This window comes from Acidovorax sp. SUPP2539, from assembly GCF_030158975.1.
GTDB lineage: Bacteria > Pseudomonadota > Gammaproteobacteria > Burkholderiales > Burkholderiaceae_C > Paracidovorax.
Genome location: NZ_BQXJ01000001.1, coordinates 260,057 through 285,252, shown reverse-complemented (window position 1 = coordinate 285,252; position 25,196 = coordinate 260,057). Strand labels below are relative to the sequence as shown.

General features: G+C 68.6%; 22 protein-coding genes and 1 tRNA gene. 13 read left to right on the top strand and 10 right to left on the bottom strand.

The genetic code is table 11. From position 1 onward, the window contains the following. Positions 1-21: 21 nt before the first annotated feature. Together AVTE2539_RS01265 and AVTE2539_RS01260 are read right to left on the bottom strand one after the other, a co-directional pair. On the bottom strand, positions 22-675 hold the full coding sequence (locus AVTE2539_RS01265; RefSeq protein ID WP_284405375.1) for a 3-oxoacid CoA-transferase subunit B: 654 nt from the start codon (positions 673-675) through the stop codon (positions 22-24). A 29-nt stretch (positions 676-704) separates the two neighbouring features. Then, positions 705-1,406 carry a 3-oxoacid CoA-transferase subunit A gene (locus tag AVTE2539_RS01260; RefSeq protein WP_284408083.1) on the bottom strand — a complete coding sequence of 234 codons (702 nt, stop codon included), beginning with the start codon at positions 1,404-1,406 and terminating at the stop codon, positions 705-707. Positions 1,407-1,515: 109 nt separating this feature from the next. On the opposite strand from AVTE2539_RS01260, the gene AVTE2539_RS01255 reads away from it, so the two are divergent. The 4 genes from AVTE2539_RS01255 (at position 1,516) to AVTE2539_RS01240 (ending at position 7,529) form a co-directional block, all read left to right on the top strand. Continuing rightward, entirely contained in the window at positions 1,516-2,316 is an 801-nt protein-coding gene (locus AVTE2539_RS01255; RefSeq protein ID WP_284408082.1) for an IclR family transcriptional regulator domain-containing protein, read from the top strand. 160 nt (positions 2,317-2,476) lie between these two features. Beyond that, a complete protein-coding gene (locus AVTE2539_RS01250; protein ID WP_284408081.1) occupies positions 2,477-4,324 on the top strand; it encodes a methyl-accepting chemotaxis protein in 1,848 nt (615 codons plus the stop codon). A gap of 91 nt (positions 4,325-4,415) precedes the next feature. Continuing rightward, positions 4,416-4,850, top strand: coding sequence for a DUF1841 family protein (locus AVTE2539_RS01245; protein WP_272565064.1), 435 nt, complete (start codon positions 4,416-4,418; stop codon positions 4,848-4,850). A gap of 159 nt (positions 4,851-5,009) precedes the next feature. After that, on the top strand, positions 5,010-7,529 hold the full coding sequence (locus AVTE2539_RS01240) for a bifunctional diguanylate cyclase/phosphodiesterase (RefSeq protein ID WP_284408080.1): 2,520 nt from the start codon (positions 5,010-5,012) through the stop codon (positions 7,527-7,529). 37 nt (positions 7,530-7,566) lie between these two features. Here AVTE2539_RS01240 and AVTE2539_RS01235 read toward each other — a convergent pair whose 3' ends face one another. Both AVTE2539_RS01235 and AVTE2539_RS01230 read right to left on the bottom strand, forming a co-directional pair. Further along, positions 7,567-8,616 carry a hypothetical protein gene (locus tag AVTE2539_RS01235; protein WP_284408079.1) on the bottom strand — a complete coding sequence of 350 codons (1,050 nt, stop codon included), beginning with the start codon at positions 8,614-8,616 and terminating at the stop codon, positions 7,567-7,569. A 210-nt stretch (positions 8,617-8,826) separates the two neighbouring features. Beyond that, complete coding sequence (locus tag AVTE2539_RS01230; RefSeq protein ID WP_284408078.1) at positions 8,827-9,492, bottom strand: c-type cytochrome; 666 nt, start codon at positions 9,490-9,492, stop codon at positions 8,827-8,829. A gap of 104 nt (positions 9,493-9,596) precedes the next feature. Here AVTE2539_RS01230 and AVTE2539_RS01225 point away from each other — a divergent pair, with 104 nt between their 5' ends. From AVTE2539_RS01225 to AVTE2539_RS01200, 6 genes are all read left to right on the top strand, one after another. Next, positions 9,597-10,451 (top strand): AAA family ATPase, encoded by an 855-nt coding sequence (locus tag AVTE2539_RS01225; RefSeq protein WP_284405370.1) that lies wholly within the window; start codon positions 9,597-9,599, stop codon positions 10,449-10,451. Between the two features lie 10 nt (positions 10,452-10,461). After that, positions 10,462-10,692 carry a hypothetical protein gene (locus tag AVTE2539_RS01220; RefSeq protein ID WP_284393299.1) on the top strand — a complete coding sequence of 77 codons (231 nt, stop codon included), beginning with the start codon at positions 10,462-10,464 and terminating at the stop codon, positions 10,690-10,692. Between the two features lie 8 nt (positions 10,693-10,700). Next, positions 10,701-11,303, top strand: a complete 603-nt coding sequence (locus AVTE2539_RS01215; protein ID WP_272565070.1) for a GNAT family N-acetyltransferase — start codon at positions 10,701-10,703, stop codon at positions 11,301-11,303. A 28-nt stretch (positions 11,304-11,331) separates the two neighbouring features. After that, positions 11,332-12,519: a vWA domain-containing protein gene (locus AVTE2539_RS01210; RefSeq protein ID WP_284408077.1), complete on the top strand. Its 1,188-nt coding sequence runs from the start codon at positions 11,332-11,334 to the stop codon at positions 12,517-12,519. Positions 12,520-12,617: 98 nt separating this feature from the next. Further along, on the top strand, positions 12,618-14,570 hold the full coding sequence (locus AVTE2539_RS01205; protein ID WP_502868848.1) for an autotransporter assembly complex protein TamA: 1,953 nt from the start codon (positions 12,618-12,620) through the stop codon (positions 14,568-14,570). An 18-nt stretch (positions 14,571-14,588) separates the two neighbouring features. After that, positions 14,589-18,785 carry a translocation/assembly module TamB domain-containing protein gene (locus tag AVTE2539_RS01200; RefSeq protein ID WP_284408075.1) on the top strand — a complete coding sequence of 1,399 codons (4,197 nt, stop codon included), beginning with the start codon at positions 14,589-14,591 and terminating at the stop codon, positions 18,783-18,785. A 9-nt stretch (positions 18,786-18,794) separates the two neighbouring features. Here the strand turns inward: AVTE2539_RS01200 and AVTE2539_RS01195 are convergent, their stop codons facing one another. Further along, positions 18,795-19,289: a guanylate cyclase gene (locus tag AVTE2539_RS01195; protein ID WP_272565074.1), complete on the bottom strand. Its 495-nt coding sequence runs from the start codon at positions 19,287-19,289 to the stop codon at positions 18,795-18,797. A gap of 169 nt (positions 19,290-19,458) precedes the next feature. On the opposite strand from AVTE2539_RS01195, the gene AVTE2539_RS01190 reads away from it, so the two are divergent. Then, a tRNA-Arg gene (locus AVTE2539_RS01190) sits at positions 19,459-19,533 on the top strand. 20 nt (positions 19,534-19,553) lie between these two features. Continuing rightward, entirely contained in the window at positions 19,554-20,081 is a 528-nt protein-coding gene (locus tag AVTE2539_RS01185; protein ID WP_284408074.1) for a hypothetical protein, read from the top strand. A 222-nt stretch (positions 20,082-20,303) separates the two neighbouring features. Here AVTE2539_RS01185 and AVTE2539_RS01180 read toward each other — a convergent pair whose 3' ends face one another. The 5 genes from AVTE2539_RS01180 to AVTE2539_RS01160 form a co-directional block, all read right to left on the bottom strand. Then, positions 20,304-21,032: an IPTL-CTERM sorting domain-containing protein gene (locus tag AVTE2539_RS01180; RefSeq protein ID WP_284408073.1), complete on the bottom strand. Its 729-nt coding sequence runs from the start codon at positions 21,030-21,032 to the stop codon at positions 20,304-20,306. A 360-nt stretch (positions 21,033-21,392) separates the two neighbouring features. After that, a complete protein-coding gene (locus AVTE2539_RS01175; RefSeq protein WP_284408072.1) occupies positions 21,393-21,653 on the bottom strand; it encodes a hypothetical protein in 261 nt (86 codons plus the stop codon). Positions 21,654-21,778: 125 nt separating this feature from the next. Next, positions 21,779-22,222, bottom strand: coding sequence for an META domain-containing protein (locus AVTE2539_RS01170; protein WP_284408071.1), 444 nt, complete (start codon positions 22,220-22,222; stop codon positions 21,779-21,781). Between the two features lie 52 nt (positions 22,223-22,274). Next, the gene (locus AVTE2539_RS01165; protein ID WP_284408070.1) at positions 22,275-23,789 is read right to left on the bottom strand and encodes a lyase family protein; all 1,515 of its coding nucleotides are present in this window, start codon (positions 23,787-23,789) and stop codon (positions 22,275-22,277) included. A 217-nt stretch (positions 23,790-24,006) separates the two neighbouring features. After that, positions 24,007-24,489: a DUF2127 domain-containing protein gene (locus tag AVTE2539_RS01160; protein WP_284408069.1), complete on the bottom strand. Its 483-nt coding sequence runs from the start codon at positions 24,487-24,489 to the stop codon at positions 24,007-24,009. A 253-nt stretch (positions 24,490-24,742) separates the two neighbouring features. Between AVTE2539_RS01160 and AVTE2539_RS01155 the strand changes: the two genes are divergently transcribed. Further along, complete coding sequence (locus AVTE2539_RS01155; RefSeq protein WP_284393284.1) at positions 24,743-25,126, top strand: DUF2946 family protein; 384 nt, start codon at positions 24,743-24,745, stop codon at positions 25,124-25,126. Positions 25,127-25,196: the final 70 nt, after the last annotated feature.

Below are 25,196 nucleotides of genomic sequence, written 5' to 3'. Positions count from 1 at the left end.
AAGGCGCCGCGGCGGCCGGTGTCAGGCGTGCGATGGCCGGATGGGCAGGCCCACGAGGCGCTCGAGTTCAGCATGGTCGAGGCCCGGCACGGCATCGATGAGCACCAGGCCCTCGGGCGTGCAGGCCAGCGTGGCCAGGTCGCTGTAGATGCGCTTGACGCAGCCGATGCCGGTCAGCGGGTAGGTGCATTGCGGCACGACCTTGGACTGGCCCTGCTTGGTGAGCAGGTCCATCATCACCCAGGTCTGCTTGGCACCGATGGCCAGGTCCATGGCGCCGCCCACGGCGGGAATGGCGCCGGGCTCGCCCGTGCTCCAGTTGGCCAGGTCGCCCGTGGCGCTGACCTGGAAAGCGCCCAGCACGCAGATGTCCAGGTGGCCGCCACGCATCATGGCGAAGCTGTCGGCATGGTGGAAGTACGCACCGCCCGCCAGCAGCGTGACGGGTTGCTTGCCGGCGTTGATGAGGTCGTAGTCCTCGTCGCCCGCGGCCGGCGCCGGGCCCATGCCCAGGATGCCGTTCTCGCTTTGCAGGATGACTTCGCGGCCCGGTGGAATGTGGTTGGCCACCAGCGTGGGCTGGCCGATGCCCAGGTTGACGTAGGCACCGTCGTGGATGTCCTGCGCCACGCGGGCGGCCAGTTCGTCTTTGCTTCTTTTTTGATAGCTGCTCACGCTAGCTCCTGTTGCGCTGGGGGCCATTTTTATGCTGGCTTCTTGAAGCCGCCGGCCTGCGTGGCCACGCGGTCGATCCGCACCACGTGGCTCACGTAGATGCCGGGCGTGACGATGGCCTCGGGGTCGAGCGCGCCCAGCTCCACCACCTCGTGCACCGTGGCCACGGTGCGCCGCGCGGCGGTCGCCATCACCGGGCCGAAGTTGCGGGCGGACATGCGGTAGGTGAGGTTGCCCCAGCGGTCGCCCCGCTCGGCCTTGATCAGCGCCACGTCGCCCTGGATGGGATACTCCAGCACGTACTGCTTGCCGCCGATCTCGCGCGTTTCCTTGCCCTTGGCCAGCTCCGTGCCGTAGCCCGTGGGACAGAAGAAGGCACCGATGCCGGCCCCGGCCGCGCGCAGGCGCTCGGCAAGGTTGCCCTGGGGCACCAGTTCCAGTTCCAGTTGGCCGGAGCGGTACAGGCCGTCGAACACGTGACTGTCCACCTGGCGCGGAAAGCTGCAGATGATCTTGCGCACCCGGCCGGCCTTGAGCAGCGCGGCCAGACCCGCTTCGGCGTTGCCGGCGTTGTTGTTCACCACGGTGAGGTCGCGCGCGCCCTGCTCGATCAGCCCGTCGATCAGTTCGCCGGGAATGCCGGCGGTGCCGAAGCCGCCGATCAGCACGGTGGCGCCATCCTGAATGCCCGACAGGGCCTGGGCCACGGAATCCGCAATCTTGTTGATCATGGGGAAAGGAGAAGCCTAAAGGTGAGAATTCGGGTCCCGCCGGAGCGGCTGGGCATTTGTTCGCATATAGAACAAATGTTCGTATAATGAATTTTAGGACCAAATGCTTATGAGCGATACCCCCGCGGAGACTGGTGATAACCCTAGGCCGGGCGACAGCTATGTGCAGTCGTTCGCCCGTGGGCTGGAGGTGATCCGCTCGTTCAGCGCCACCGCGCCGCAGCAGACGCTGAGCGAAGTGGCCGCCCGCACGGGCCTCACGCGCGCCGGGGCGCGGCGCATCCTGCTCACCTTGCAGACGCTGGGGTATGTGGAAAGCGATGGGCGGCTGTTCCGGCTGACCCCGCGCATCCTGGACCTGGGTTTTGCCTACCTGTCGTCCATGCCGATCTGGGATCTGGCCGAGCCGACGATGGAAGCGCTGGTGGACCAGGTGCACGAATCCTGCTCGGCCGCCGTGCTGGACGGCAGCGACATCGTCTACGTGCTGCGCGTGCATACCCACAAGATCATGAGCACCAACCTGGGCGTGGGCTCTCGCCTGCCCGCCTTCTGGACGTCGATGGGCCGCGTGCTGCTGGCCGGCCAGCCCGATGCCGACGTGGTGGCGCTGCTGCGGAAGGTGCCGCGCCAGCGGCTCACGCCCCACACCCTGCTGGACGACGACGCCCTGCTCGCTGCCGTGCGACAGGCCCGCGCGCAGGGCTGGTGTCTGATCAACCAGGAACTGGAAGAGGGCCTGATTTCGGTCGCCGCGCCGCTGCGCAACCGGGCCGGGCAAACGGTGGCGGCGCTCAACATCAGCGGGCAGGCCAACCGGACCAGCGCCGAGATGATGCAGACCGAGTTGCTGCCAGCCCTGCTCAAGGCGGCCGAAGCCATCTCGCGCACGCTGGGCACGCGCCGCTGACCGGCGGGCCGCTGTGGAATTTTTCCCACAGCCGGCCAGCGAAGTCGCCCAAAAAAGGAAGGCGTCCAGGGCCCCTGGCAATTAGTGGTTACGATTAATGACAAATTGGCAGCTTGCTGTTGCCACCTCTCCAATCGGTCATTTCCAGGAAGTCCCTTCCATGAAAAATCTCAAACTGGGCCTGCGCCTGGGCCTCGGCTTCGGCGTGGTGCTCCTGCTCATGGCAATCATCACCGGCATGAGCCTGCTCCGGCTCGCCGATCAGGACGAAGCTTCGCAGCAACTCATCACCGACCTGTACCCCAAGGCCGCAGCCAGCCAGCAGCTGTCCTACCTCACCATGGACACGGCACGCGTGGTACGCAACCTCATCATCCTGGCCGATGAAAAAGCCATGGCGCCCAACAAGGCGGCGCTGGACAAGAACGTAGCGTCGATGGGCACGCTCATCGGCACGCTGGAAAAGCTGGCCGACACCGCAGAAGAACGCGCGCTCATCCAGGACCTCAAGACCCAGAGCGCGGCCTTCATCGCATTCAGCCAGGATGTGGGCGCCCTCGGCGTGCAAAACAAGAACGAAGAGGGCCAGCAACTGCTGTTCGGCCCCCGCTATGCCATTCAGGGCATCTTCCTGGCTACCCTGAAGAAGATGGTCGATCTGCAGGAAAAGAACATGCAGGACGGCGGCGCCGCAGCCCACGCCGCTTACCTCACCGCCCGCACGATCGTCTGGGTGGTGGCGCTCATCGCCGCGCTGATCGGCGCGGTCTGCGCCTTCTTCATCACCCGTTCCGTCACGGCCCCTTTGCAGGACGCCGTGGATGCCGCCGACCGGGTGGCCGACGGCAACCTGAGCGTGCCGATCGTGTCGCAATCCAGGGACGAAACCGGTGCCCTCCTGACCGCCCTGCAGCGCATGCAGAGCAATCTGGTGCAAACCGTGGGCACCGTGCGCGGCAATGCCGAAAGCGTGGCCACCGCCAGCGCGGAGATCGCCCAGGGCAACAACGACCTGAGCCAACGCACCGAGCAGCAGGCCTCGGCCCTGGAAGAGACGGCCGCGTCGATGGAGGAATTGGGCAGCACCGTGCGCCAGAACGCCGACAACGCCCGCCAGGCCAACCAGCTCGCGCAGGATGCGAGCGACGTAGCGGTGAAGGGCGGCGAGGTGGTCAACCAAGTGGTGGACACCATGAAGGGCATCAACGACAGCTCGCGAAAGATCTCGGACATCATCTCCGTGATCGACAGCATTGCCTTTCAGACCAACATCCTGGCGCTGAACGCCGCCGTGGAAGCCGCCCGCGCGGGCGAGCAGGGCCGCGGCTTCGCCGTGGTGGCCAGCGAGGTGCGCAGCCTGGCCGGGCGCTCGGCCGATGCCGCCAAGGAAATCAAGAACCTCATCAGCGCCAGCGTGGAGCGCGTGGAGCAGGGCACGGCGCTGGTAGACCAGGCCGGCGCCACCATGCAGGAGGTGGTGACCTCCATCCGCCGGGTGACCGCCATCGTGGGCGAGATCAGCGCGGCCAGCCGCGAGCAAAGCGATGGCGTCGCCCAGGTCGGCGAAGCCGTGGTGCAGATGGACCAGGCCACCCAGCAGAACGCCGCCCTGGTCGAGCAAAGCGCGGCCGCGGCCTCGGGCCTGCGCGTGCAGGCCGACCAACTGGTGCAGGCCGTGGCCGTGTTCAAGCTGGCGGCCGGCAGCGGCATGGCCGCACCGCGCCCCGCGGTGATGGCCCCCACTGCGGCACCCGTGTCCGCCCCCCTCCCGGCGCCGGTCCGCCCGAAGGCGGCCTTGCCCGCACGGGCGACCGCAGCGCCCCGGGCCACGCCCCAGCCCTCGCCCACCCGGCTGTCGGCGCCCGCCGCCAAAGCCCCGCCCAGCAAGGCCCCCACCGCGCCCAAGGCTCCCGCCCAGAAGCCACGGGCCATCGCCGCACCCCCCGCCGCCGCGCCAGCGCCCGCAGCAGGGGGCAAGCACAACGCCGACGACTGGGAGACCTTCTGACGGTTTGCAGCGCACCGCACGCTGGAATGCCCGCTTTCCTACCGTGCAACCCCTGCTTAAAACCCGCTTTGCCCGTGCTACGCTGGCTGCCATGTTCAATCCGTCCCAAGCCGATGTGCGGCGCTTTTTCTGCGCCGTGTACGCCAAATCCCAGGCCGGCCAGCCCATGGAAGCCATCGAGACCCTGGCCAGCCTGTGGATCGCAGAGCACCCCGAATACCACGCCGATCTGGCCGACGTCGATGCAGCCCTGGCCCGCAACTACGACGAGACGCCGGACCGCGCCAACCCTTTCCTGCATCTGTCCATGCACCTGTCGATCAGCGAGCAGTGCAGCATCGACCAGCCACGCGGCATCCGCCAGGCCGTCGAACTGCTGGCCGCCCGCAAGGACTCGCTGCTCGATGCGCACCACGCCGCCATGGAATGCCTGGGGCAGATGCTGTGGGAAAGCCAGCGCTCCGGTCGGCCGCCCGATGGCGATGCGTATGTCGCCTGCGTGCAGCGGCGCGCCACCCGGGACTGAGGGCGCACCGCCCGCTGCACGCCATCATGTCCAGGACTGCCCTCTCGATCGCTGACCGGCCGGCAGCGTCGCCCGCCGCGGTGGCGCTGTGGGCCAGGCCGCACCCTGCACGGTGCCCACGGACCCGCGGTGCCCTCGCACCCGACCAGGGGGCCTGACATGCGCCGGTGGCAGATTTCTCTGCGCACCGCCATTGCCGTCCCGTTCGCCGTGCTGTTCGCGGCCACCGTGGCGTTGCATGCCTTCACCCAGCAGCGGCAGATTGGCCACCTGATCGACCAGGAAAGCGTGCGGCTGCTGGACGCCGTGACGCTCACCGCCCGGGACCGGCTGTCGCGCTTTCTCTCGCGGCCCTTCGAGATCCAGCGCGACATCGCCGATGCCATCGGCCGTCACGGCCTGTACCAGCCGGGCGACATGCGGCCCATCCACGAACACCTGCGCGCCGTGTTCGACGCTCTGTACCGCGACGAGCGCCAGATCAGCCTGCTGAGCTTCGGCAGCCGCGACGGCGAATACACCGGCATGCGCCGCGAGGCGGACGGCTTTCGGCTCATCCTCAAGGACCGCTCCACCGAGGGCCTGATGCACGTGTACCAGAGCGGCACGCCCGACGCGGTGTCGGCCTCGTTCCGCGGCTACGATCCGCGCGCACGCCCCTGGTACGTGCCCGTGGCCCGGTCCGGGCAGGCGGGCTGGTCGCCGATCTACACCACGGCCGGAGAGCGTGCCGATGTGACCATCTCGGCGGCCTCCGCCGTGATCGCCGGTGGCCAGATGGTGGGCGTGATGGAGGCCGATGTGCGCCTGGACACGCTCAACCAGTTCCTGCGGGACGACCCCTTGCGCGGAAACGGCCACATCTTCATCCTGGACACGGATCAGCGGCTGGTGGCGCAGTCCGAAGGCGGCTCGGTGCTGTCGGAGCAGCCCGCCCCGCGCGGCGGAGAGCGCGAGCGGCTCACCGCCGGCCGGAGCGCCAGCGCGCCCATCCGCGCCGCCGCCGCCGCCCTGCCCCACGCCCGCTCCGATGCGGGCATCGATTTTCAGTTCGCATATAACGGCGAACGCTACTTCGCCCGCGTGACCCCGTTCACGCAGCAGCCCGGCATCGACTGGCGCATCGTCGTGCTGCTGCCCGAGTCGGACCTGCTGGGCGACACGCGCGTCATCAGCCGCCGTTCCATTCTGGCGGCGAGCGGCATCGCCCTGCTCGGGCTGCTGCTGGGGCTGTGGGCGGTGCAGCGCGTGGCGCGCCCCATCCTGCTCACGGCCGACGCCGCCAACCGCCTGTCGCGCGGCGACTGGGAACCGGGCCTGCTGCCGCACACCAGCGCACTGCGCGAGACCACGACCCTCATCCAGGCCTTCAACCAGATGGCCGACCGGCTGCGCCAGTCCTTCCAGCAGATGCGCGAGCAGTTGCTGAGCGATCCCCTCACACGCCTGCTCACCCGGCGCGGCCTGCTGGAGAAGGCCGACTGGAAATCCCCGCGCTGGGCCGTGCTGAGCCTGGTGGGGCTGGATGCCTTTCGCGCCATCAACGACAGCGTGGGCTTCGGCACCGGCGACCGGCTGATGCAGGCCATCGCCGAGCGCATGCGCCAGCACCTGCCGGCCACCGTGCTGATGGCGCGACTCGGCGGCGACGAGTTCGCGCTGCTGCACCTGGACGGGCACGCGGTGGCGGAAGACACCATCGGCAAGGCCGTGCTGGGCCTGTTCTCCACCCCGTTTTCCGTGGGGGCGGACGAGGTCATGCTCAATGCCTCGGTGGGCGTGGTCGCGGGCTCCCTGGCGGGCGAGCATCTGGCGGAATGGCTGCGCAACGGCAGCATCGCGCTGGGCGAGGCCAAGCGGCGCGGCCGCAACCAGTGCGTGGTGTTCGAGCCCTGCATGGTCGAGCAGTCGATGGAGCGCACGCGGCTCGCAATCGAACTGCGCCAGGCGCTGGAAAAAGGCCAGTTCCTCGTGCACTACCAGCCCGTGATCGACCTGGCGAGCGGCCGTGTCACGGGGGCGGAAGCCCTGGTGCGCTGGAACAGCCCCACGCGCGGGCTGGTGCCGCCCGGCACGTTCATTCCCATCGCCGAGGAATCCGACCTCATCCTGGCCCTGGGCGACTGGGTGCTGCGCGCGGCCACGCAGGCCATTGCGGACCAACTGCCCCGCCTGCCGGAGGGCTTCGACATCCATGTGAACGTGTCGGCGCGCCAGCTCATCCAGTCGGACTTCCCCGCCACGCTGCAGCAGGTGCTGCGCGACAGCGGGCTTCCGCCGGAACACCTCACGCTGGAGCTGACCGAATCGGTACTGATCGAGGACGACGGCGTGACGCAGGCACGCCTGGCCGCCATCCGCGCGCTGGGCGTGAAGATCGCCATCGACGATTTCGGCACGGGGTATTCCTCGCTGGCCTACCTGAGCCGGCTGCCGTTCGATTGCCTGAAGATCGATCAGCGCTTCGTGCGCAACCTGCTGCATTCGCCCCAGGACGCGGCCATCGTGACCGCCGTGCTCCACATCGCCAAGGGGTTCGGCGTGGCCGTGGTGGCCGAGGGCGTGGAAACCGAAGGCGAGGCCCGCCAATTGCGCGCCATGGGCTGCGCCCAGGCCCAGGGCTACCAATTCGGCCGGCCGGCACCCCTGGAACTCATGGACCTGTCCCCGCGCGAATGAGAACCCCGCAGGGCCCCGGACGGGCCTGCAGCGGTGACTATGCGTCCGTGCCGCCGAGGCGCGTCAGGGAAACGAGGCCAGCGCTGGACACCTGCAACTCGACCTGCGCGTTCGCAGGGCCGACTGGCGCGGCCATCGTCGCCCCGTCCTGGCCCAGCCGCGCCGACCGCAGGTCATTCGCGGCCAGCACCGCCATCGCCTGCTGAAGGGCCGTGTCGACGATCCGCGCGGCCGCCGCGCCGGTTTCACCCCGGTACTTGGCGCCCTCGACGATGCACCGAACACCCTCGGACGCCCGGGAAAAGCCGATGCGCCTGCCCATTGCCAGCCAGTTGTGCACCGCCATCCGCACCTCCGCCGGCGACGTCGGCACCGCACTCAGCACCAGACCATCGAGCGCGCCGAGAAGTGCCGGCAGCAAGGCGTACAGCGCCGCTTTCGCCGCCTCGCTGCGTTGCGCCGTGGACGCCTGCGCAAGGCCGGGCAGATGGGCCACCAGGTGCAGATAGACGCGGTAGTAGTCGGCGAACTCGCGGGGCGTGCGCGCCTGGTTCACGCCGAATGTCGCGGCCTCCGACTGCAGCGGCTGCGAGGGCGCGGGCCCGCCAAAGGATCCGCCCGGCAATTCGCACAGCGCCACCCAATCCATGAAATCGATGCACTGGAACACCGGGGCCCCCGCCACGCCCAGCGAGGCCAGGAACGCCTGCGCGTTGCGCAGGTCTGCGGCGGTGAGCAGCCGATGCTCTTGCAGGACGCGCTGGACCTGCTCGACCACCGCAGGGCTGGCATCGCCGGCTTCGGCAAGCGCCAGGGTGCGAAGGTCGCTCGACCCCAGCGTCATCAGCTTGACCGGGCTGACCGCCAGCCCCAAGCCGGGTAGCAGCGCCATGGGAGACCCGTGCAGGCCTTTCTGCGTGCCATCCAGCAGGGCGGTCTCATCGGGGAAGTGGTAATGGGCCCCGGGCGAAGCGATGGCCCAGTCCAGCCATTGCGGCCCGCCGTCCACGAAGGCCAGGGCGTGCCGCCCCGACTCCGACAAGGCAGAGGAATTCTGTAGTTGGCGACCGGCGACGGAAATGCTCATGCGTTGGCCTCATGGAGATGCGTTGATGGGATGGAACGAAAGACAGGGCACACCAAAATATAACGCCCCTCCACGCCGATCCGGACCTCCATCGGCCCTGCTGCGCACCCGCCCCGGGGCATGGCCTGAGCCATCTTCCAGCCAAAGAAAAACCCGCCAGAAGGCGGGTTGGGACGGACAGCTGCGGGGCGAGGCCCCGGCGCGCGACGGTCAGCGAAAACGCGACTGCGGCACCACCTGCAGCTCGCCGTCGAGCGAACCGATGTAGCCCGCCAGCGCCTTCAGTTCGGCATTCGTGAACTGCTTGGCAATGCCCGCCATGATGGCGTTCGAGCGGCCCAGGTGCGCGTTGTTCGGGTCGGCTTTGTAGGCCTTGAGCGCCACGAACAGATAGTCCGCATGCTGGCCTGAAATCTTGGGATACGACGGATCGATGGGCTTGGCGAAGTTCTCGCCGTGGCAGGACACGCAGGCGCCCTTTTGCAGCAACTGCGCCACCTGCACGCTCGGCTCGCGCGTGGGCTTGGCCGGCAGGTTGGCGCCCTCGCGCACCTGGGCCGCGTAGTACGCGGACACATCGGCGATGTCCTGGTCGGTGAGCGAGTCGGCAATGCCGCGCATGGTCGGGTGCTTGCGGTCGCCCTTCTTGTAGGCGTTCAGGGCCGAGGCGATGTAGCGCTCGCCCTGCCCCGAAATCATGGGCACCTTGTGCACTTCGGGAAAGCTGGCCTGGTAGCCCGGGATGCCGTGGCAACCGATGCACATGGCGACCTTGCCCTGGCCCGCCTTGGCATCGCCCTTGGTCTCCTGGGCCTGCGAAACCGCGGTCACGCAAGCGACAGCCAGGGCAAATATCGTGGTCAACTTCTTGTTCATTTTGCGCGCACAATCTCGTGGAAGTTTGTCGGTGCTCGGGCAGAAAACGATTATAGCCAGCGCCTTTCCAGGCCTTTTATCAACGATTACCCTATTTACGGCCCATGAAATTCCAAGGCTCACAGAGTTACGTTGCCACCCAGGACCTGATGCTCGCAGTGAATGCGGCCATCACCTTGCAGCGCCCGCTGCTCGTCAAGGGCGAGCCCGGCACCGGCAAGACCATGCTGGCCGAAGAGGTCTCGCGCGAGCTGGGCATGCCGCTCCTGCAGTGGCACATCAAGTCCACCACCAAGGCGCAGCAGGGGCTGTACGAATACGACGCCGTGAGCCGCCTGCGCGACAGCCAGTTGGGCGATGCCGACAGCAGCGAGCGCGTGAAGGACATCCGCAACTACATCGTGCAGGGCGTGCTGTGGCAGGCCTTCACCGCGGACCAGCCCGTGGCGCTGCTGATCGACGAGATCGACAAGGCCGACATCGAATTCCCGAACGACCTGCTGCGCGAGATCGACCGCATGGAGTTCTACTGCTACGAGACGCGCGAACTCATCCGCGCCAAGCACCGGCCGCTGGTCTTCATCACGTCCAACAACGAAAAAGAGCTGCCCGACGCGTTCCTGCGCCGCTGCTTCTTCCACTACATCAAGTTCCCCGAAGCCGAGACGATGCGCAAGATCGTCGACGTGCACTTTCCCACGCTCAAGGCCGAACTGCTCGCCGTGGCGATGAAGACCTTCTACGACGTGCGCGGCCTGCCGGGCCTCAAGAAGAAGCCGTCCACCAGCGAACTCATCGACTGGCTCAAGCTGCTCGTGGCCGAAGACATTCCGCTCGAAGCCCTGCAAAGCGCCGACCAAAAGGTCGCCGTGCCGCCGCTGGTGGGTGCCCTGCTCAAGAACGAACAGGACGTGGGCCTGTTCGAGAAGCTGGTCTTCATGAACCAGCGCAACCGATGAAGGGCCCGAGATGAGCAGCGCACGCCGCCTGCTGATGGAAGGCCTGTCCGACGCCGTGGGCTTCGTGGGCGGCGCGCTCGCGGGCTACTGGATCGGCCACCTGCTGGGCTTCGACATCTTCACCTCGGGCTACGGCCCGTCCAGCCTGGCGGGCATCGCCCTCGTGGGCCTGGGCGGCGGCTTCGGCCTGCAGGCGGCACGGCGCTGGCGCGCCAGCCGCGCACCCAGCGACAAGGAGTGATTCTTTCCATGGCTTTCGTCGAACCCGTCACCCTGCGCGATCGCGGCATCCGCCTGGAGCCCCTCGCGCTGTCGCATGAAGAGGGCCTGCGCGCCGCGGCCACCGACGGCGCGCTTTGGACGCTGCGCATCACCTCCGTCCCCGAGCCGCAGGACGTGCGCGCCTACATCGAGACCGCCCTGGCCGGCCGCGAGCAAGGCCACCGCTTCGCCTTCGCCGTGGTGCAGGAAGACACAGGCAAAGTGCTGGGCACCAGCAGCTACCACGACATCGTGCCGGCCGTGAAGCGCGTGGAGATCGGCTTCACCTGGTATGCCAAGAGTGTGCAGCGCACGCATGTCAACACCACGTGCAAGCTGCTGCTGCTGGGCCACGCCTTCGACACGCTGGGATGCCACGTGGTGGGCTGGCGCACCGACAACTACAACTTCGCCTCGCAGCGCGCCATCGAGCGCCTGGGTGCAAAAAAAGACGGCGTGCTGCGCGGCCACGCGCTGCGCCGCGACGGCACCATCCGCGACACGGTGATGTACAGCATGCGCTCGGGTGAATGGCCGGAAGCCAAAGCCCAGTTGCTATACCTTTTGCAGCAGCACGCCCTAGTGGAATAAGCGCCAGAGGGCTAAAAGGCTTCAACCCATGCTGATCGACTTCTTCTACACCCTGCGCGCCGGCCAGTTGCCGGTGTCGGTGAAGGAATACCTCACCCTGCTGGAGGCCCTGCAGGCCGGCGTGGTGGGCCCGAACTCGGACGACGCCTGGAGCCTGGACGACTTCTACCACCTCGCGCGCACCGTGCTCGTGAAGGATGAGAAGCACTTCGACAAGTTCGACCGGGCTTTCGGCGCCTACTTCAAGGGCGTGGAGATGGTGGCCGACTTCCGCAAGGACATCCCCGTCGACTGGCTGCGCAAGATCCTGGAGCGCGAGCTCACGCCCGAGCAGAAGGCCGCCATCGAGAAGATGGGCTGGGACGAGCTGATGGAGACGCTCAAGAAGCGCCTGGAAGAGCAGAAGGAGCGCCACGAGGGCGGCAACAAGTGGATCGGCACAGGCGGCACCAGCCCGTTCGGCCACGGCGGCTACAACCCGCAGGGCGTGCGCATCGGCGGCGCCGGCAAGAACAAGAGCGCCGTGAAGGTGTGGGACCAGCGCGCCTACAAGGACTACGACGACACGCAGGAACTGGGCACGCGCAACATCAAGGTGGCGCTGCGGCGGCTGCGCAAGTTCGCTCGCGAAGGGCACGAGATGGAGCTGGACCTGCCGGACACCATCCGCAGCACGGCGGCGAACGCGGGCTACCTGGACATCAAGATGGTCCCCGAGCGCCACAACAACGTGAAGGTGCTGCTGCTCATGGACGTGGGCGGCACCATGGACGAGCACGTGCAGCGCGTGGAAGAGCTGTTTTCCGCGGTGAAGACGGAGTTCAAGCACCTGGAGTTCTATTACTTCCACAACTGCGTATACGACTTCATGTGGAAGAACAACCGCCGCCGCTTCGCCGAGAAGTTTCCGACCTGGGACATCATCCGCAAGTACAACAAGGACTACAAGCTCATCTTCGTGGGCGATGCCACCATGAGCCCCTACGAGATCCTGCAGCCCGGCGGCAGCGTGGAATACGACAACGAAGAGGCCGGCGCCGAGTGGCTGCAGCGCCTGATCCATGCCTTTCCCCGGTTCGCCTGGATCAACCCCGAGCCGCAGGGCGTGTGGCAGTACCGACAGAGCATCGGCATCATCCAGCAGATCGTGGGCCAGCGCATGTACCCGCTGTCGCTCAAGGGCCTGGAAGAAACCATGCGGCTACTGTCCAAGTGACCGCCTGACCGCCGGGACCACCCAGCGCGCGCCGCTGTCTGACAGCGGCGGTGCGTTTTTCAGGCCATAGTGCCCCCAATTGCCGTTGCGCACCCCGGATGCGACGGCCTGGCAGCACTCCCTTCCAGCCCCACAAAGCGCTCTTTTACGTGTCCCTCCCCGCAACGCATTTTTCGAGACGATTTCCGACGCCGGCCTTGTGGCCGGCGTTGCTGCTTTCGAGCCTGGTGGCCCTGCAGGGCTGCAGCCTGCTGCCGGGCGCCAAGGAAGGCACGGTGGACAACAACACCATCCAGTCCGATGCCGGTGCCGGCACCGGGCCCGATGCGTTCTCGCTCGAAGTGCGCGCACCCGATGCCGTGCGTGACTACCTCACGCGGCACATGGAACTGCAGCGCTTTCGCCAACTGCCCGACCTGCAGTCGAGCGAGATCACCCGCCTGCTGGGCGCGGCCGAATCCAACGCCCGAGAGCTGCTCGGCACCCTGGGCTATTTCAGCCCCACGCTCACTATCACCATGCAGGAGACGCCCGGCGCCGCCGGCGCGCCGCGCACCATCACCGTGGAGGTGGAGCCCGGCCCGCAGACCCGCGTGGCCCGTGCCGACATCGACTTCACCGGCACCGAGGCCGATTCGCCCCAGTTCGCCAACCGACGCGCGCGCGTGCAGCGCAGCTGGTCGCTCGCGCCCGGCCAGCCCTTCACGCAGGACGCCTGGGACGGCGCCAAATCCCAGGGCCTGCGCCAATTGCAGGCCACCCGCTATCCCACCGCCAGCATCGCCAAGAGCCGCGCGGAAATCGACGCCGACCGCAACGAAGCCCAGCTGGGCGTGACCTACGACCCCGGACCGCCCTACCGCTTCGGCGCGCTGCGCGTGCAGGGCGGCAAGCGCTACAGCGCCGACGGTGCGCGCCGCATCGCCCGGCTGCCCACGGGCGCCGACTACAGCGAAGCCCAGTTGCTCGATGCGCAGATGCGGCTGGCCAGCAGCGGCTACTACGACGCCGTGTTCCTTTCGCTGGAAACCGACGGCACCGACCCGCAGGCCGCGCCCGTGGTGGCCCAGGTGCGCGAGGCGCCCTTGCAGAAGGTGGTGTTCGGCGTGGGCCTGTCGACCGACAGCGGCCCGCGGCTGAGCGTGGACCACATCCACAACCAGTTGCCCGGCATCGGCTGGCGCGCCGTCAGCAAGGTCTCGGTGGACCGCAAGAACAAGCTGCTGTCCACCGACTGGACCGACCTGCCCGGGGAGGACGGCTGGCGCTGGTTCACCGGCGCGCAGGTGCAGCGCGAGACCACGGGCGACTACGAGGTCAACAGCAGCCGCCTGCGGGGCGGCCGCAGCAAGAGCACCGACCACATCGACCGCAGCTATTTCCTGCAGCACGACACCGCCAAGAGCCAGGGCACGGACGCGCCTCCCTCCAGCGCGGCCATCAGCGCCAACTACGGCTGGACGGGCCGCTACTTCAACAACACCACCAATCCCACGCGGGGCTTCGGCCTGGCCGCGGAGCTGGGCGTGGGCACCACGCTGCGGCCCGAGCGCGACCCGTTCGTGCGGGCCTACCTGCGGTGGCAGTCGTTCTATCCCATGGGCCGCGTGGACATGGGCGAGGGCGTCACCCGCACCAGCCGGCTGGCCCTGCGCGCCGAAGGCGGTGCCGTGCTCGCGCGCCGCGCGGCCGAGATCCCGGTGACCACGCTGTTCCTGACCGGGGGCGACACCACGGTGCGCGGTTACGGCTACCGCGAGATCGGGGCGCGCACCTCCAACGGCCAGCTGTATGGCGGTCGCTACCTGGCCGTGGCCAGCGCCGAATGGCAGCGGCCCATCGAGTTCCGCGGCAACCGCACCGATTTCGAAACCGCCATGTTCATCGATGCCGGCGCAGTGGCCGACCGCGCGGGCGACCTGGACCCGCGCGTGGGCGTGGGCGCCGGCCTGCGCTGGCGCAGCCCCGTGGGGCCGCTGCAGGCCGACGTGGCCTATGGCGTGCAGGCCAAGCAACTGCGGCTGCACCTGCGGCTGGGCTTCAGCTTCTGACCGCACTCTGAAAGACCCATGGCGACGCGCCCTCCCCGAAACCCCTACGCCGCCGCCGCGGCCCCCGTTCCCGCGCCCCGGCGCCGCCGCGGCTGGCGCATCGCCGCCTGGACCCTTGCCGCGCTGCTGGCCCTGGTCGCCCTCGTCCTCGGTGCGGCCTGGTGGTGGGCCGGTGGCCAAGCCTCGCTGGCCACCACGCTGGACCGCGCGGCACGCTACCTTCCCGCCGACCAGCAACTCGAAACCCGCGACGTGACCGGCTCGCTGCGCGCCGGCGGCCACATCGGCTGGCTGCGCTGGAGCAGCCCCACGCTGGCGGTGGAAGTCAACGATGCGCGCATTGCCTGGCAGCTGGCGCCCTTGCTGCAGCGCCAGCTCACGCTGGGCGAAGTGCATGCGGTCGAGGTCAAGATCATCCCGCAGGGCCCGCCCCGCACCGAGCCCGAAACGCCGCCGCAGCCGCTGCAATCGCTGGAACTGCCGCTGCGCATCGACCTGCCGTTCCGCGTGGACAGCATCACTTGGGCCGCGCCCAGCCCGGTCACCGCGCAGGGGCTGGCGGGCCACTACCGCTACGACGGCACCCACCACCGACTGGCGCTGGACAGCGTGGCCTTTGCCCAGGGCCACTATTCCGGCCAGGCCACCGTGCAGGCCCAGGCGCCGATGGCGCTGGAGCTGAAGGCCGACGGCACCGTGCGCACGGCATCGCCAGGCGGCGGCGACGACATCGAAGCCAAGGCCCATGCCGAGGCCAAAGGCACCTTGGCCACCGCAGCCGCACGGCTGCAGATCACCGCCCAATTGCAGGCACAGGCCGCCGAGCCATTGACAGTGGCTTCGCCCGCAGCAGGTACCTCACGCCCCGGCCCTGCCCCGTCCGCCAAACCCACAAAACCCAGCAAGCCCGCAGCCCGCCCCGCGGCGCCCGCCGAACCGATGCGTGCCGACGTGCAGGCCGAGATCGCACCCTGGGCTGCGCAACCCGTGCTGCAGGCGCGCGCCGATGTCGAATCGCTCGACTTGGCAGCCCTGTGGCCGCAGGCCCCCGTGACTTCGCTGAGCGGGCAACTGCGCGTGGACCCTGCCGCTGCTGCCGCACCCGGTGCCACCGCCGCAGGCTGGGCCATCGGTGCCCAATTGCGCAACGCCGTGCCGGGCCCGTGGGACCAGCGCCGGCTGCCCCTGGAAAGCATCGATGCCCAGGCCGCCTTCGACGGCACGCAATGGACCGTGCCCGACGCCACTGCGCGCATCGGCAACGGCAGCGTGGCGCTGCAGGGCCGTTTCACGCCTGCCACGCGCGCCATGGAAGGCCGTGCCGAAGTGCGTGGCCTTCGCCCCAGCGCCCTCTACAGCACCCTGGACTCCACCCCCGTCGCCGGGCAGGCGCAGGCCCGGAGCGAAGGCGGCGACGGCGAACCGCTGGTGCGCTTTTCCGCCGACCTGCGCGCCACCGGCACCGCGGCACCCCGGCGTGCCGGCGCGCCGGCAGCCTTGCGCGTCGAACGCCTGGCCACCGAAGGCACCTGGCAAGGCAGCCGGCTGGCGCTCGCCCGCCTGCAGCTCGATGCCCTGCAGGCGCAAGTGAATGCGCGGCAGTTGCAGATCGGCACGGCCGACCTGTCGGTCAAAGGACAGTTGCAGGCCACCGTGCCGGGTGCAACGGCCCAGATGGACGGCCAGATCGCTCCCCGGGCAGGCAACGGCCAGTTGGAGCTGCGGGTGGCCGATGCGCAGCGCGTGCAGCGCTGGATCGAGTCCTTGCCCGGCCTGGCCACCGCCCTGCGCGGCGCATCCATGCAGGGCGACGCCCAACTCACCACCCGCTGGAACGGCGGCTGGCAGACCCTGCAGCGCCAATTGCAGGCGGCGGGCCTGCTGGCCCCGGCCGCTGCAGGCACGGCCCGCGCCGCTGCCGGCGAGCGGTTCGAATGGCAGGCCCGGCTGGCCGCGCCGCGCTTCGACGTCTCCCTGCCCGCCAGCGGCTCCGCCGCACCCATGGCCGTGCGGCTCACGGCGGTGCGCGCCGAACTGGCCGGCGGGTTGCCCCAGTCCACGCTGTTGCTGGACGGCGAGGCACGCGTGGACCGGCGCCGACTGGACCTGCGCCTGCGCGGCACCGCGGGCACGGCCGCCCCCGGGCAATGGAACGCGCAGATCACCGAGTTGCGTGCGCAGGCCCGCGACGACCAATTGCCCGGCCCCTGGACGGTGCAGTTCAACCAGCCGCTGTCCGTTGCTCTGCGCCAGTCGCCCAGCCTGCAGGTGGAGACCTCAGGGGGGCAGGCCACTGTCTCCGGCCCGGCACCGGGGCAGGTCACGCTGCACTGGGAGCCCGTCCGCTTCGCCCAGGCCGCCAATGGCGCCATCGCCTTGCGCACGCAGGGCCGCCTGCAGGGGTTGCCCATGGCCTGGACGGAAGCGTTCGGCCCCCAAGGCCAGGAAGCATTGCAGCGCCTGGGCCTGGCCGGCAACCTCGTGTTCGACGGCGACTGGGACGTGGACGCGGGCGACACCCTGCGCGCGAGTGCCAGCGTGCGGCGCGTCAGCGGCGACATCCGCGTGCTGGCCGGCAGCGCCGCGCCCACCACGACGGTGGTGCACAGCAGCGGCCAGGGCCAGGGCACCGGCCGCGCGCAGACGAGCGAAGGGCCCGGCACGCCAGCGGGCGTGCGGCAGGCCGAAGTGCAGCTGCAGGCCGAAGGCGACACCGTGCGTGCCCGCGTGCAGTGGGACAGCGAACGCGCAGGCCGCGTGCAGGCCGAGGGCAGCACCCGTTTGGCCCGTGCCGATGGCGGCTGGCAATGGCCTGCCGACGCACCGCTGGCCGCCACCGTGCGCGCCCAGTTGCCGGACGTGGGCGTGTGGTCCGCCCTGGCACCGCCGGGCTGGCGCGTGAAGGGCACGCTGGACGCCAATGTCGCCCTCGCCGGCAACCGCGCCGCCCCCCGCTGGAGCGGAACGCTCGGCGCCGACCAGCTGTCGGTGCGATCGCTCATCGATGGCGTGGACCTGCAGGACGGGCGCCTGCGCGCCACGCTGAACGGCGACCGGCTCGACATCACCGAATTCCGCGTGAACGGCGGCCAGGGCAGCAACGCCCGCATCGCCGGCTTCAGCGGCAACCGCACCGCGGCCCCGCGCGACGGCGGCACGCTCACCGGCAAAGGCAGCGTGTCGTGGGCCACGGGCGGCAGCGGCGCCACCGGCTCCGGCATCGCCATGGACTTCGACGCCGAGGCGCGCGCCCTGCAGGTGCTGGTGCGCGCCGACCGCCAGGTCAGCGTGTCCGGCAATCTGCAGGCGCGGCTGCGCCAGGGCCAGTTCACGCTGCGCGGCAAGCTCACCACCGACCGCGCCACCATCATCCTGCCCGAGGCCGGCGCACCCAGCCTGGGCACCGACGTGGTCGTGCGCTCCGCCGCCAAGGACCGCGAAACCGTCAAGCAGGCCGAACGCGCGGGCCAGGCCGCCGGCCGCGTGGAAGCCGCCAAGCCGCCGGACATCGCCGTCACCCTCAACCTGGGCGACGACTTCGCGCTGCAGGGCCACGGCATCACCACCCGCCTGGCGGGCGAGCTGGAAATCCGCGGCGCCACCGTCGCCGGGGCGCCGCCGCGCGTCACCGGCGAGGTGCGCACCGTGGAAGGCCGCTACCGCGCCTGGGGCCAGTCGCTCGATGTGGAGACGGGCCTGGCACGCTTCAACGGCCCATACGACAACCCCGCGCTGGACATCCTAGCCATCCGGCCGAACATCAGCGTGCGCGCCGGCGTGCAGGTCACCGGCTCGGCCAAGGCGCCGCGCGTGCGGCTCTATTCCGACCCCGATCTGCCCGACGCCGAAAAGCTCTCCTGGGTGGTGCTGGGCCGCAGCGGCGCCGCCGGCGGCGCCGAGGCCGCGCTTCTGCAACAGGCGGCGCTGGCGCTGCTCGGGGGCAACGGCAATGCCGGTGCCGGCAACTTCGCCAAGCGCGTGGGGCTCGACGAGATCGGGTTCAAGGGCCCCGGCTCGGGCGAGGATGCCTCGGCCGCCGCGCTCACCTTCGGCAAGCGCCTGTCCAAGGACCTGTACGTGACCTACGAGCGCAGCCTCTCGGGAGCCCTGGGCACGCTGTACATCTTCTACGACCTGACCAAGAGCCTTACGCTGCGCGGCCAGACCGGCGCGCAAAGCGCGGTGGACCTGATCTACACGGTGCGGTACGACTGACGGGGCCCATCAGCCCGCCGCGGCGCGGGCGAACTGGGGCGCGTTCTGCACCCGGCCATCCCCGTGCGGCAGATAGGGATAGAGCAGGCCCCCCGCGGCCTGCAGCAACTCGAACTGGGCGGACGCCAGCCCTTGCTCCACCAGATCGAAATGGCACAGCGTGCCGTACAGGCCGCCGCGGTGATCGGTCACCGGCACGCCGTGGTAGGCCACCACCACCCCGCGGAACGAGCTGGCCAGCAGCCGCTCGTCGTGCATCGAGTTGTCCACCAGCAGCGAGCCATCGCGCAGAACGAACTGGCAAAAGCTGTTGTCCAGCGCCACCACGGCCAGCGCCTCGGGCCGGATCTGGTGCTGCTTGTCGTAGAGGAAGACATTGATGAGCTGCGACTCGATCACCTGGAAGACGCCGGTGTACCGATGCGGCACACCGCGGTTGAGGGCCTCCATGGCGGGAGAGAGTCCCTCCGCCTGGAGCATGGCGTGGAACTGTGGAGGCGTCATCGGTGAAATCATTGCGGAGGCATTTTAGAGCGGCGCACCGACCCGGGGCGCTTTGCCGCTGCGGAAATGCGGCACTCACATGGCCCCACGCCAGGCGCGATCTTCTTTTGCGGAGGTCTCAGCACGGCGGGGAAAAGCTGCCACGGCCACGCCTTTACAATCGCCCGTCCTCCTCGTAGTTCAATGGATAGAACGAGTGCCTCCTAAGCGCTAGATACAGGTTCGATTCCTGTCGAGGGGACCAGATTTCCTTCTTTTAGCGCAATGGCTTTTCGCCTCATCCTTGCTACCGCCGCCTGTGCGCTGCCTCTTTCCGCGTCGGCTGAGGTGTATCGCTGCGGAAAAACGTACACCGACGAGCCATGCAAATGCGCGAAGGTCATCGACACCTCCCCGATCATCAGCGATCCGAGTGGCCCGCGAACCAAGGAAATCTACCTCTGTCGCGCCCCCCAGGGCGGGTTGTACTGGACCGCCGAGCACTGCGCGCAAAGAGGGTGGACCATCGAACGGATTCAGCGGGTGCCTGCCAACGTGTCGTGGAATGACCAAGTGGAGGCCGGCAGGCATCAGAAGGCGCAAGCCGAGGCAGATGCGGCTGCGCCCATTCAAAGCCATGCCCTGCCAGCACCACAGCCCTCCCAGCCCAACAACAGCACATGCTCTGCGCTGGAAGAGCGGGTCAAGATGCTGGACAGCATGGGGCGGGCAGGCAGCCGGTACTACGACCTGGACTGGGTGAGGCGGGAGCGCAAGGATGCCAGGGATCAGCAGCACAGGCTCCGTTGCTGAGACGGGGTGCGCCATCGCCGAATTGACGGCGTGACGAGCGACCTCGCACGAGGCACCGGCCTATCGTGGGAAGTTTTTCCACAAGCCTGTCGTTGAGCACGCGCCCAGTTCGAACAAGCTGTTCATGTCATCCGTGCGCTGGCCTTTCAATGGCGCCATGACGCGGCTTTCCCAGCAAGACTCCAGTGAAAGGACTCTCTCGGGATCTGCCACGCGCTGCACTCAGGCAGACCGCCGCCGATGCCATGCCAGCAACCCCAGCAATGCCGTCAGCATCGCCAAGCCGAAGTGCGACAGCGTGGGAATGGCGGCAGCACTCGCCGGCGCCGCGGCAATCACCGCCGGCCCGCCCGGATCGGAGATCGTGCCCACCGCCGGATCGGCGTCGCCCGGGCCGTTGTCCTCGATGTCGAAGGTCACCGTGTCCCCATTGATCTGGGCGCCCGGCCATTCGAACCACTCCGACTGCGCCGCGCCCGCCGTGCGCGGGCCGTATTTCATGAAGCGGCTGCCCGCTGCCAGCGCCTGCGGGTACTTCAACGTCACCGTGACCTTGCCCGCGCAGGTGGTGGCCACGAAGCGGAAGACGCCTTGGGGAAACTGCGCGCCCGCGGGGCGGCTGGATGGCACTTCGAACGCGGTCTGCGCCGTGTCGAACGTGCAACCGCTCACGCCGGTCAGCGACGCGGTGATCTGCCCACTGCCGGCGGGCGAAGCGCCGGTGAACGAGTCCTCGACGCTCGGCAGGCGCACCACCAAGTGGATGGTCGATTCCTTCTGGATGTTGTAGTCCGAGAGGGTTCGGCCGTCTTCCAGTTGCTTGCCCGCGAAGATCAACCGCTGCTGCTCGGGCGCAATGCCTTCCTGGTCCTGGATCTTGGCCTTCACGTTCTCAATCGAGTCGCTGGGCTCCACGTCCAGAGCGATGGTCCTTCCGGAGACGGTTTTCACGAAGATCTGCATGGCCCACGCGCCCTGCGAGAGGGCGGCGAGCGCAATGAAGAGGGCCCATCGGGCAGCCCATCTCCGAATATCCAGAAAGGGGGGAACAGGCGGGGAGAACGCAAAAACCATGGATCAACTGGCAGCAGGTCGAAAAAGACCCGGGATCATGCGTTTCTGACGGGTTTCTTACAAGCGTTCCGGCCCTGGATCTGCGGAAAGTTGCGTTTTTAGGGGGCTTGCGCCAGCCAGCCCTCGATCACCCGGGCAGGCCGCCGCCGGTGAGCAGACGCAGCACATGGCGGCGAGTCGGAGTTTCAAGGGGCGGTCGGTTCAAGGCATGCGGGGCCAGCGCCCGCAGACCGCGTCTCAGCGGCTGAGCATCGCGACGACCGCGACGACGCCGAGCACCACCACCGCCACCGCCCGCGCGGCCCAGCCACCCAGGCTGGCGGCGGTCATCCCGGCAATGCCGGCTTTCACGGTACCGGCGTGGCGGCCCTCGTGGGTGCCGGATTCAAAGGCAGAGCGCCTGCTGATGGCGGGTGCCTGCGGATGGCCGCAGCCGGGGCAAGCGGCCGCCTGATCGGAAATCTGTCGGTTGCATTCGGGGCATGGAACGAGTGCCATGGGTTTTCTTCTCCTGGTGCATGGATTGAACGATGGCCACAACCTACCTGTGACCGTCGCACCATAGCCCGGCCCTTGTGCGTGACTGTTTCGAAATGCGTCGAAGCCGCGCGGCACCGACCGCGTCACGGCCAGCCTTGCAGCTCCCAACGGCTGCCATCGGCAAAAGACAGCCTGAGTCTCAAGGTGCCACCGGCTGCGGTGTACAGGCTGTATCGGCGAATTTGCGACAACTGCCGATGGGCCCAGGCCTCCATCTGCATCAGGGGCTGATCGCCGCACGCAGCCATCGTCTGGAAAACTGGCTCGGCACGAATGCCGTCATCCTCGGCCCACCACCGGTATCGGAATGTCGACCAGTTGCACACGCGCAGGCCGAAAAGCCCGGCACCTGGAAAGCTCAACCGCACCGATGGGCCGGAATTGCCCATGCCGGTCTTTGGCCAATCGTGCCGCTCTGTGCCATCAGGGCCGAAGATCGAGACCAGGCCCCATTCAGCGTTACCCAGCGTGCCGAGGTAGAAGTTTTCGCGAGCTGGCTCTGCCTCCCGCTGAGGGGGCGAGGCCATCGCGCCACTCGCTATCAGAGCGAGCGCAGCACCAGCGATGAGCGCGAGCACCCTAGCGGGCCCCGCCCAACTTCTCGAAATCCGCATCCAGCCGCGCCAGCGACGCCGCAATCTGCGCGCGCCGGGCCTTGATCCAGCCGTCCTGCTCGGCCACGCGCTGGGAGGCCTCGCGCAGCATGCGGTCCATTTCGGCGGGCTGCGGGCCGCCGGCGGTCTGGCGGTTCCTGACGATCGCCACGGGGTCGAGCGTGGAACGGAACTCGGCCTCGGACAGGGGCAGCACCTGTGCAAACTCCGTTCCCTTCACCGTCTCGGCGTAGATGCGTTGCGCCTGCGCATACGGAAACGCGAGAGGCTTGATGTCCTTGGCCTTGGCGTATTCCACGACCTCCGAGGCGAAATGGTGGCCGACGCGGAAGGGCAGCTTGTATTGGCGCATCAGCACATCGGCCAGTTCCTGCGAGGCGGTCCAATCGCTGTTGAGCTCCTCCAGCGCACGCTGGGGATCGATCACCAGGTTGTTGAGGATGCGCGTCCAGTTGTTCAGAACGCCGGCCGCCGCCTGCACCATCGCGGCGTTGGTGCGGACCTCCTTGGGGTCGCTCATGCCGGGGGGAATGTTGTGCGCCTGCAATGCGGGGCCCATGCCCAGGTTGAGCGCGGTGGAAGCGTCGCGGCGGGTGCTGTTGAGCAGGCCGGGATTGCGCTTTTGCGGCATGGCGCTGGAGACATACGTGTTGCCGCCGCCTTCCTGCAGCAGGATCCAGGGGCGCGGCTGGGCGTATTGGGTCATCACGTCTTCGATGAAGCTGCCGGCATGCAGGGCGATGGCCATGACGATGGCGCCGGCCTCCACGGGCTGGTCCACGGCGGAGATCTGCGCGGCGTCGTACGCGTTGTCCACCGTGGCGGAAAAGCCCAGGTAGTCCGCCATGCGCTGCCGGTTCAGCGGCCAGCTGGTGCCATTGAGCACCGTGGTGCCCATGGGTGAGCGGTCCATGCGGGCATAGGCTTCGCGGATGCGCTGGGCGTCGCGCTCCAGCCCGGCGGCGATGCCCAGCAGATAGTGGCCGTAGCTGTTGGGCTGGGCCGCCACACCGTTGGTGTAGTTGGGCACCACGGTGGCCCGGTGCTTGCCGGCGAGTTCGATCAGGGTGGCGGTGGTTTGGCTGAGCGCCTCGGCCAGGTGGAGCATTTCATCGCGCAGGATGGCGGACCGCGCGGTGGCCAGCATGTCCTGGCTCGATCGGCCGGCGTGCAGCAGCGTGATCTGGGGGCCGGCGGCTTCGATCAGCAACGGCTCGAAGGTGATGACCAATGAGGGCCGCTTGCCACCCGGCTTGTCGCCGTTGGCCAGCACCTGGGTGATGCCTTTGTAGACGAGGGGCGACAGCGATTGGTCGAGCAGGCCTTCGTCGGTGTTGATGACGGCGGTGGCCTTGTTGATCTCGCCGAGCCAGAAGAAATCGTCGTGCTTTTTGGCGGGGGTCTGGGCGCCCGCATGGGGCACGAGGGCCGCCAGGGAAAGGGCGGCGGCAATGGCGAGTCGGGTGGGTTTCATGGGCATGGCCTGTTGTCTCTGTAATGGGTTCGTTCCACCGGCGCAGGCGGCCGTGGCGATGATGGGCGCGCTGGGTCCGTGCTCAATACACGCCGTAGCGGTACGCAAAGTACAGGGCGGCGAGGGTGCCGACGACGGCGAGGACGGTCATTGCTTTGCGCATGGGAACTCCGCGGGGAAAAGGCCATGGTAGCCGCCCCGGCGCCGCCACCCGCCATCGGCGTCAGCGGCCGTTCAGGCCCTGCGGCGCACCGCCCGGCCGCGCAGCACGCCGCTGCAGCAGCGCCCGCACCATCACCCCCACCACCAGCGCGTTGACCACGAAAATGCCCGCGTGCAGCGCATTGCTGTGGTGCAGGAAGCCGATGAACTCGAACGGCAGGTAGATCGACCCGCTGCCCGCGGCCAGCACCTCGGCCCAGGGGCGTTCCTTGAACAGGCCGTACGCCTCCACCAGCCGCAGCGCGGCATACGCGGCAGCGCCCAGGGCCAGCAGCATGAGCCGGGAGTCCTGCACGTTGCGGGCCGCATCCAGAAAAATCTGCGGGTATCTGGCCGCGGGATTGAGGTGCGCATGCTCGATGAGCCGCACCGCGATGGCGTAGATGTCCCGGTGTGCCAGCGACAGCAGCCCGGTGGCAGCGGCCAGGACGAGCAGGCCCTTGAAAGCTTCGAGGAACGCGACGAGACGGACGGCCTGGTTCATGGAAAACGCCTCCCACGCGAACGGCGTGGATGGATAGGATGGATGAAGGTGAACGGATGACGAAGGGTGGACGGGCGCCAGGCCGATTGTCGGCCCTGCCGGCACGCGCGCCGCCGACCCCACCGAGCAGCCGGGGCCCCGGCCTACAATCCGGCGGCCCGCCCCGACGATCCGATGGCGCTGCTCCACGGATGCGGATCTGAGCCAAAAAGGCCTCCAGCGCAATCAACCTCCCGGCATAGTGCTATCAAAAATGAAGCAACCGACTTCCATCGCCCTGCTGCACGCCCTGCGTGCGCTGCGCCGTTGGGTGTTGATGGGCTTCATGGCGGCGATGGCGGTGGCCACGGCCTCGCCGCTGGTGCATGCGCGGGCGATGGAGTGGGTCTGCTCCACGTCCGGCATGGTCAAGGTCTATGTGCAGACCGACGACGGGCCGGTGGAGATGGGGCAGACGGCCATGGACTGCCCTCTGTGCATTCCCCACGGCGCACCGCCCCCGGTGGTGGCGGTGCAAACCCTGCCGCAGCCGCTGCCGCTCGGGCATGCGATGCAGGCCATTGCGGCGGCGCGCATCGCAGCCGCCACGGCCGCACCATTGCCTGCGCGCGGGCCCCCGGTCTTTCAGCACGCCTGAGCCTCGCCGGCTCCCTGCGTTCGCCGCAGCGCGGCCATTCGCCCATGAACGGGTGACGGCCGCCCCGCGC

What these genes read in the sequence shown, in the direction of transcription:
- AVTE2539_RS01250 (WP_284408081.1), top strand. Translation starts at nt 2,477, where the DNA reads ATGAAAAATCTCAAACTGGGCCTGCGCCTGGGCCTCGGCTTCGGCGTG.
- AVTE2539_RS01165 (WP_284408070.1), bottom strand. Translation starts at nt 23,789, where the DNA reads ATGCCCATGAAACCCACCCGACTCGCCATTGCCGCCGCCCTTTCCCTG.
- AVTE2539_RS01215 (WP_272565070.1), top strand. Translation starts at nt 10,701, where the DNA reads ATGGCTTTCGTCGAACCCGTCACCCTGCGCGATCGCGGCATCCGCCTG.
- AVTE2539_RS01205 (WP_502868848.1), top strand. Translation starts at nt 12,618, where the DNA reads ATGCGACGGCCTGGCAGCACTCCCTTCCAGCCCCACAAAGCGCTCTTT.
- AVTE2539_RS01225 (WP_284405370.1), top strand. Translation starts at nt 9,597, where the DNA reads ATGAAATTCCAAGGCTCACAGAGTTACGTTGCCACCCAGGACCTGATG.
- AVTE2539_RS01220 (WP_284393299.1), top strand. Translation starts at nt 10,462, where the DNA reads ATGAGCAGCGCACGCCGCCTGCTGATGGAAGGCCTGTCCGACGCCGTG.
- AVTE2539_RS01160 (WP_284408069.1), bottom strand. Translation starts at nt 24,489, where the DNA reads ATGAACCAGGCCGTCCGTCTCGTCGCGTTCCTCGAAGCTTTCAAGGGC.
- AVTE2539_RS01210 (WP_284408077.1), top strand. Translation starts at nt 11,332, where the DNA reads ATGCTGATCGACTTCTTCTACACCCTGCGCGCCGGCCAGTTGCCGGTG.
- AVTE2539_RS01195 (WP_272565074.1), bottom strand. Translation starts at nt 19,289, where the DNA reads ATGACGCCTCCACAGTTCCACGCCATGCTCCAGGCGGAGGGACTCTCT.
- AVTE2539_RS01200 (WP_284408075.1), top strand. Translation starts at nt 14,589, where the DNA reads ATGGCGACGCGCCCTCCCCGAAACCCCTACGCCGCCGCCGCGGCCCCC.
- AVTE2539_RS01155 (WP_284393284.1), top strand. Translation starts at nt 24,743, where the DNA reads ATGAAGCAACCGACTTCCATCGCCCTGCTGCACGCCCTGCGTGCGCTG.
- AVTE2539_RS01230 (WP_284408078.1), bottom strand. Translation starts at nt 9,492, where the DNA reads ATGAACAAGAAGTTGACCACGATATTTGCCCTGGCTGTCGCTTGCGTG.
- AVTE2539_RS01245 (WP_272565064.1), top strand. Translation starts at nt 4,416, where the DNA reads ATGTTCAATCCGTCCCAAGCCGATGTGCGGCGCTTTTTCTGCGCCGTG.
- AVTE2539_RS01260 (WP_284408083.1), bottom strand. Translation starts at nt 1,406, where the DNA reads ATGATCAACAAGATTGCGGATTCCGTGGCCCAGGCCCTGTCGGGCATT.
- AVTE2539_RS01255 (WP_284408082.1), top strand. Translation starts at nt 1,516, where the DNA reads ATGAGCGATACCCCCGCGGAGACTGGTGATAACCCTAGGCCGGGCGAC.
- AVTE2539_RS01170 (WP_284408071.1), bottom strand. Translation starts at nt 22,222, where the DNA reads ATGGCCTCGCCCCCTCAGCGGGAGGCAGAGCCAGCTCGCGAAAACTTC.
- AVTE2539_RS01185 (WP_284408074.1), top strand. Translation starts at nt 19,554, where the DNA reads ATGGCTTTTCGCCTCATCCTTGCTACCGCCGCCTGTGCGCTGCCTCTT.
- AVTE2539_RS01235 (WP_284408079.1), bottom strand. Translation starts at nt 8,616, where the DNA reads ATGAGCATTTCCGTCGCCGGTCGCCAACTACAGAATTCCTCTGCCTTG.
- AVTE2539_RS01240 (WP_284408080.1), top strand. Translation starts at nt 5,010, where the DNA reads ATGCGCCGGTGGCAGATTTCTCTGCGCACCGCCATTGCCGTCCCGTTC.
- AVTE2539_RS01175 (WP_284408072.1), bottom strand. Translation starts at nt 21,653, where the DNA reads ATGGCACTCGTTCCATGCCCCGAATGCAACCGACAGATTTCCGATCAG.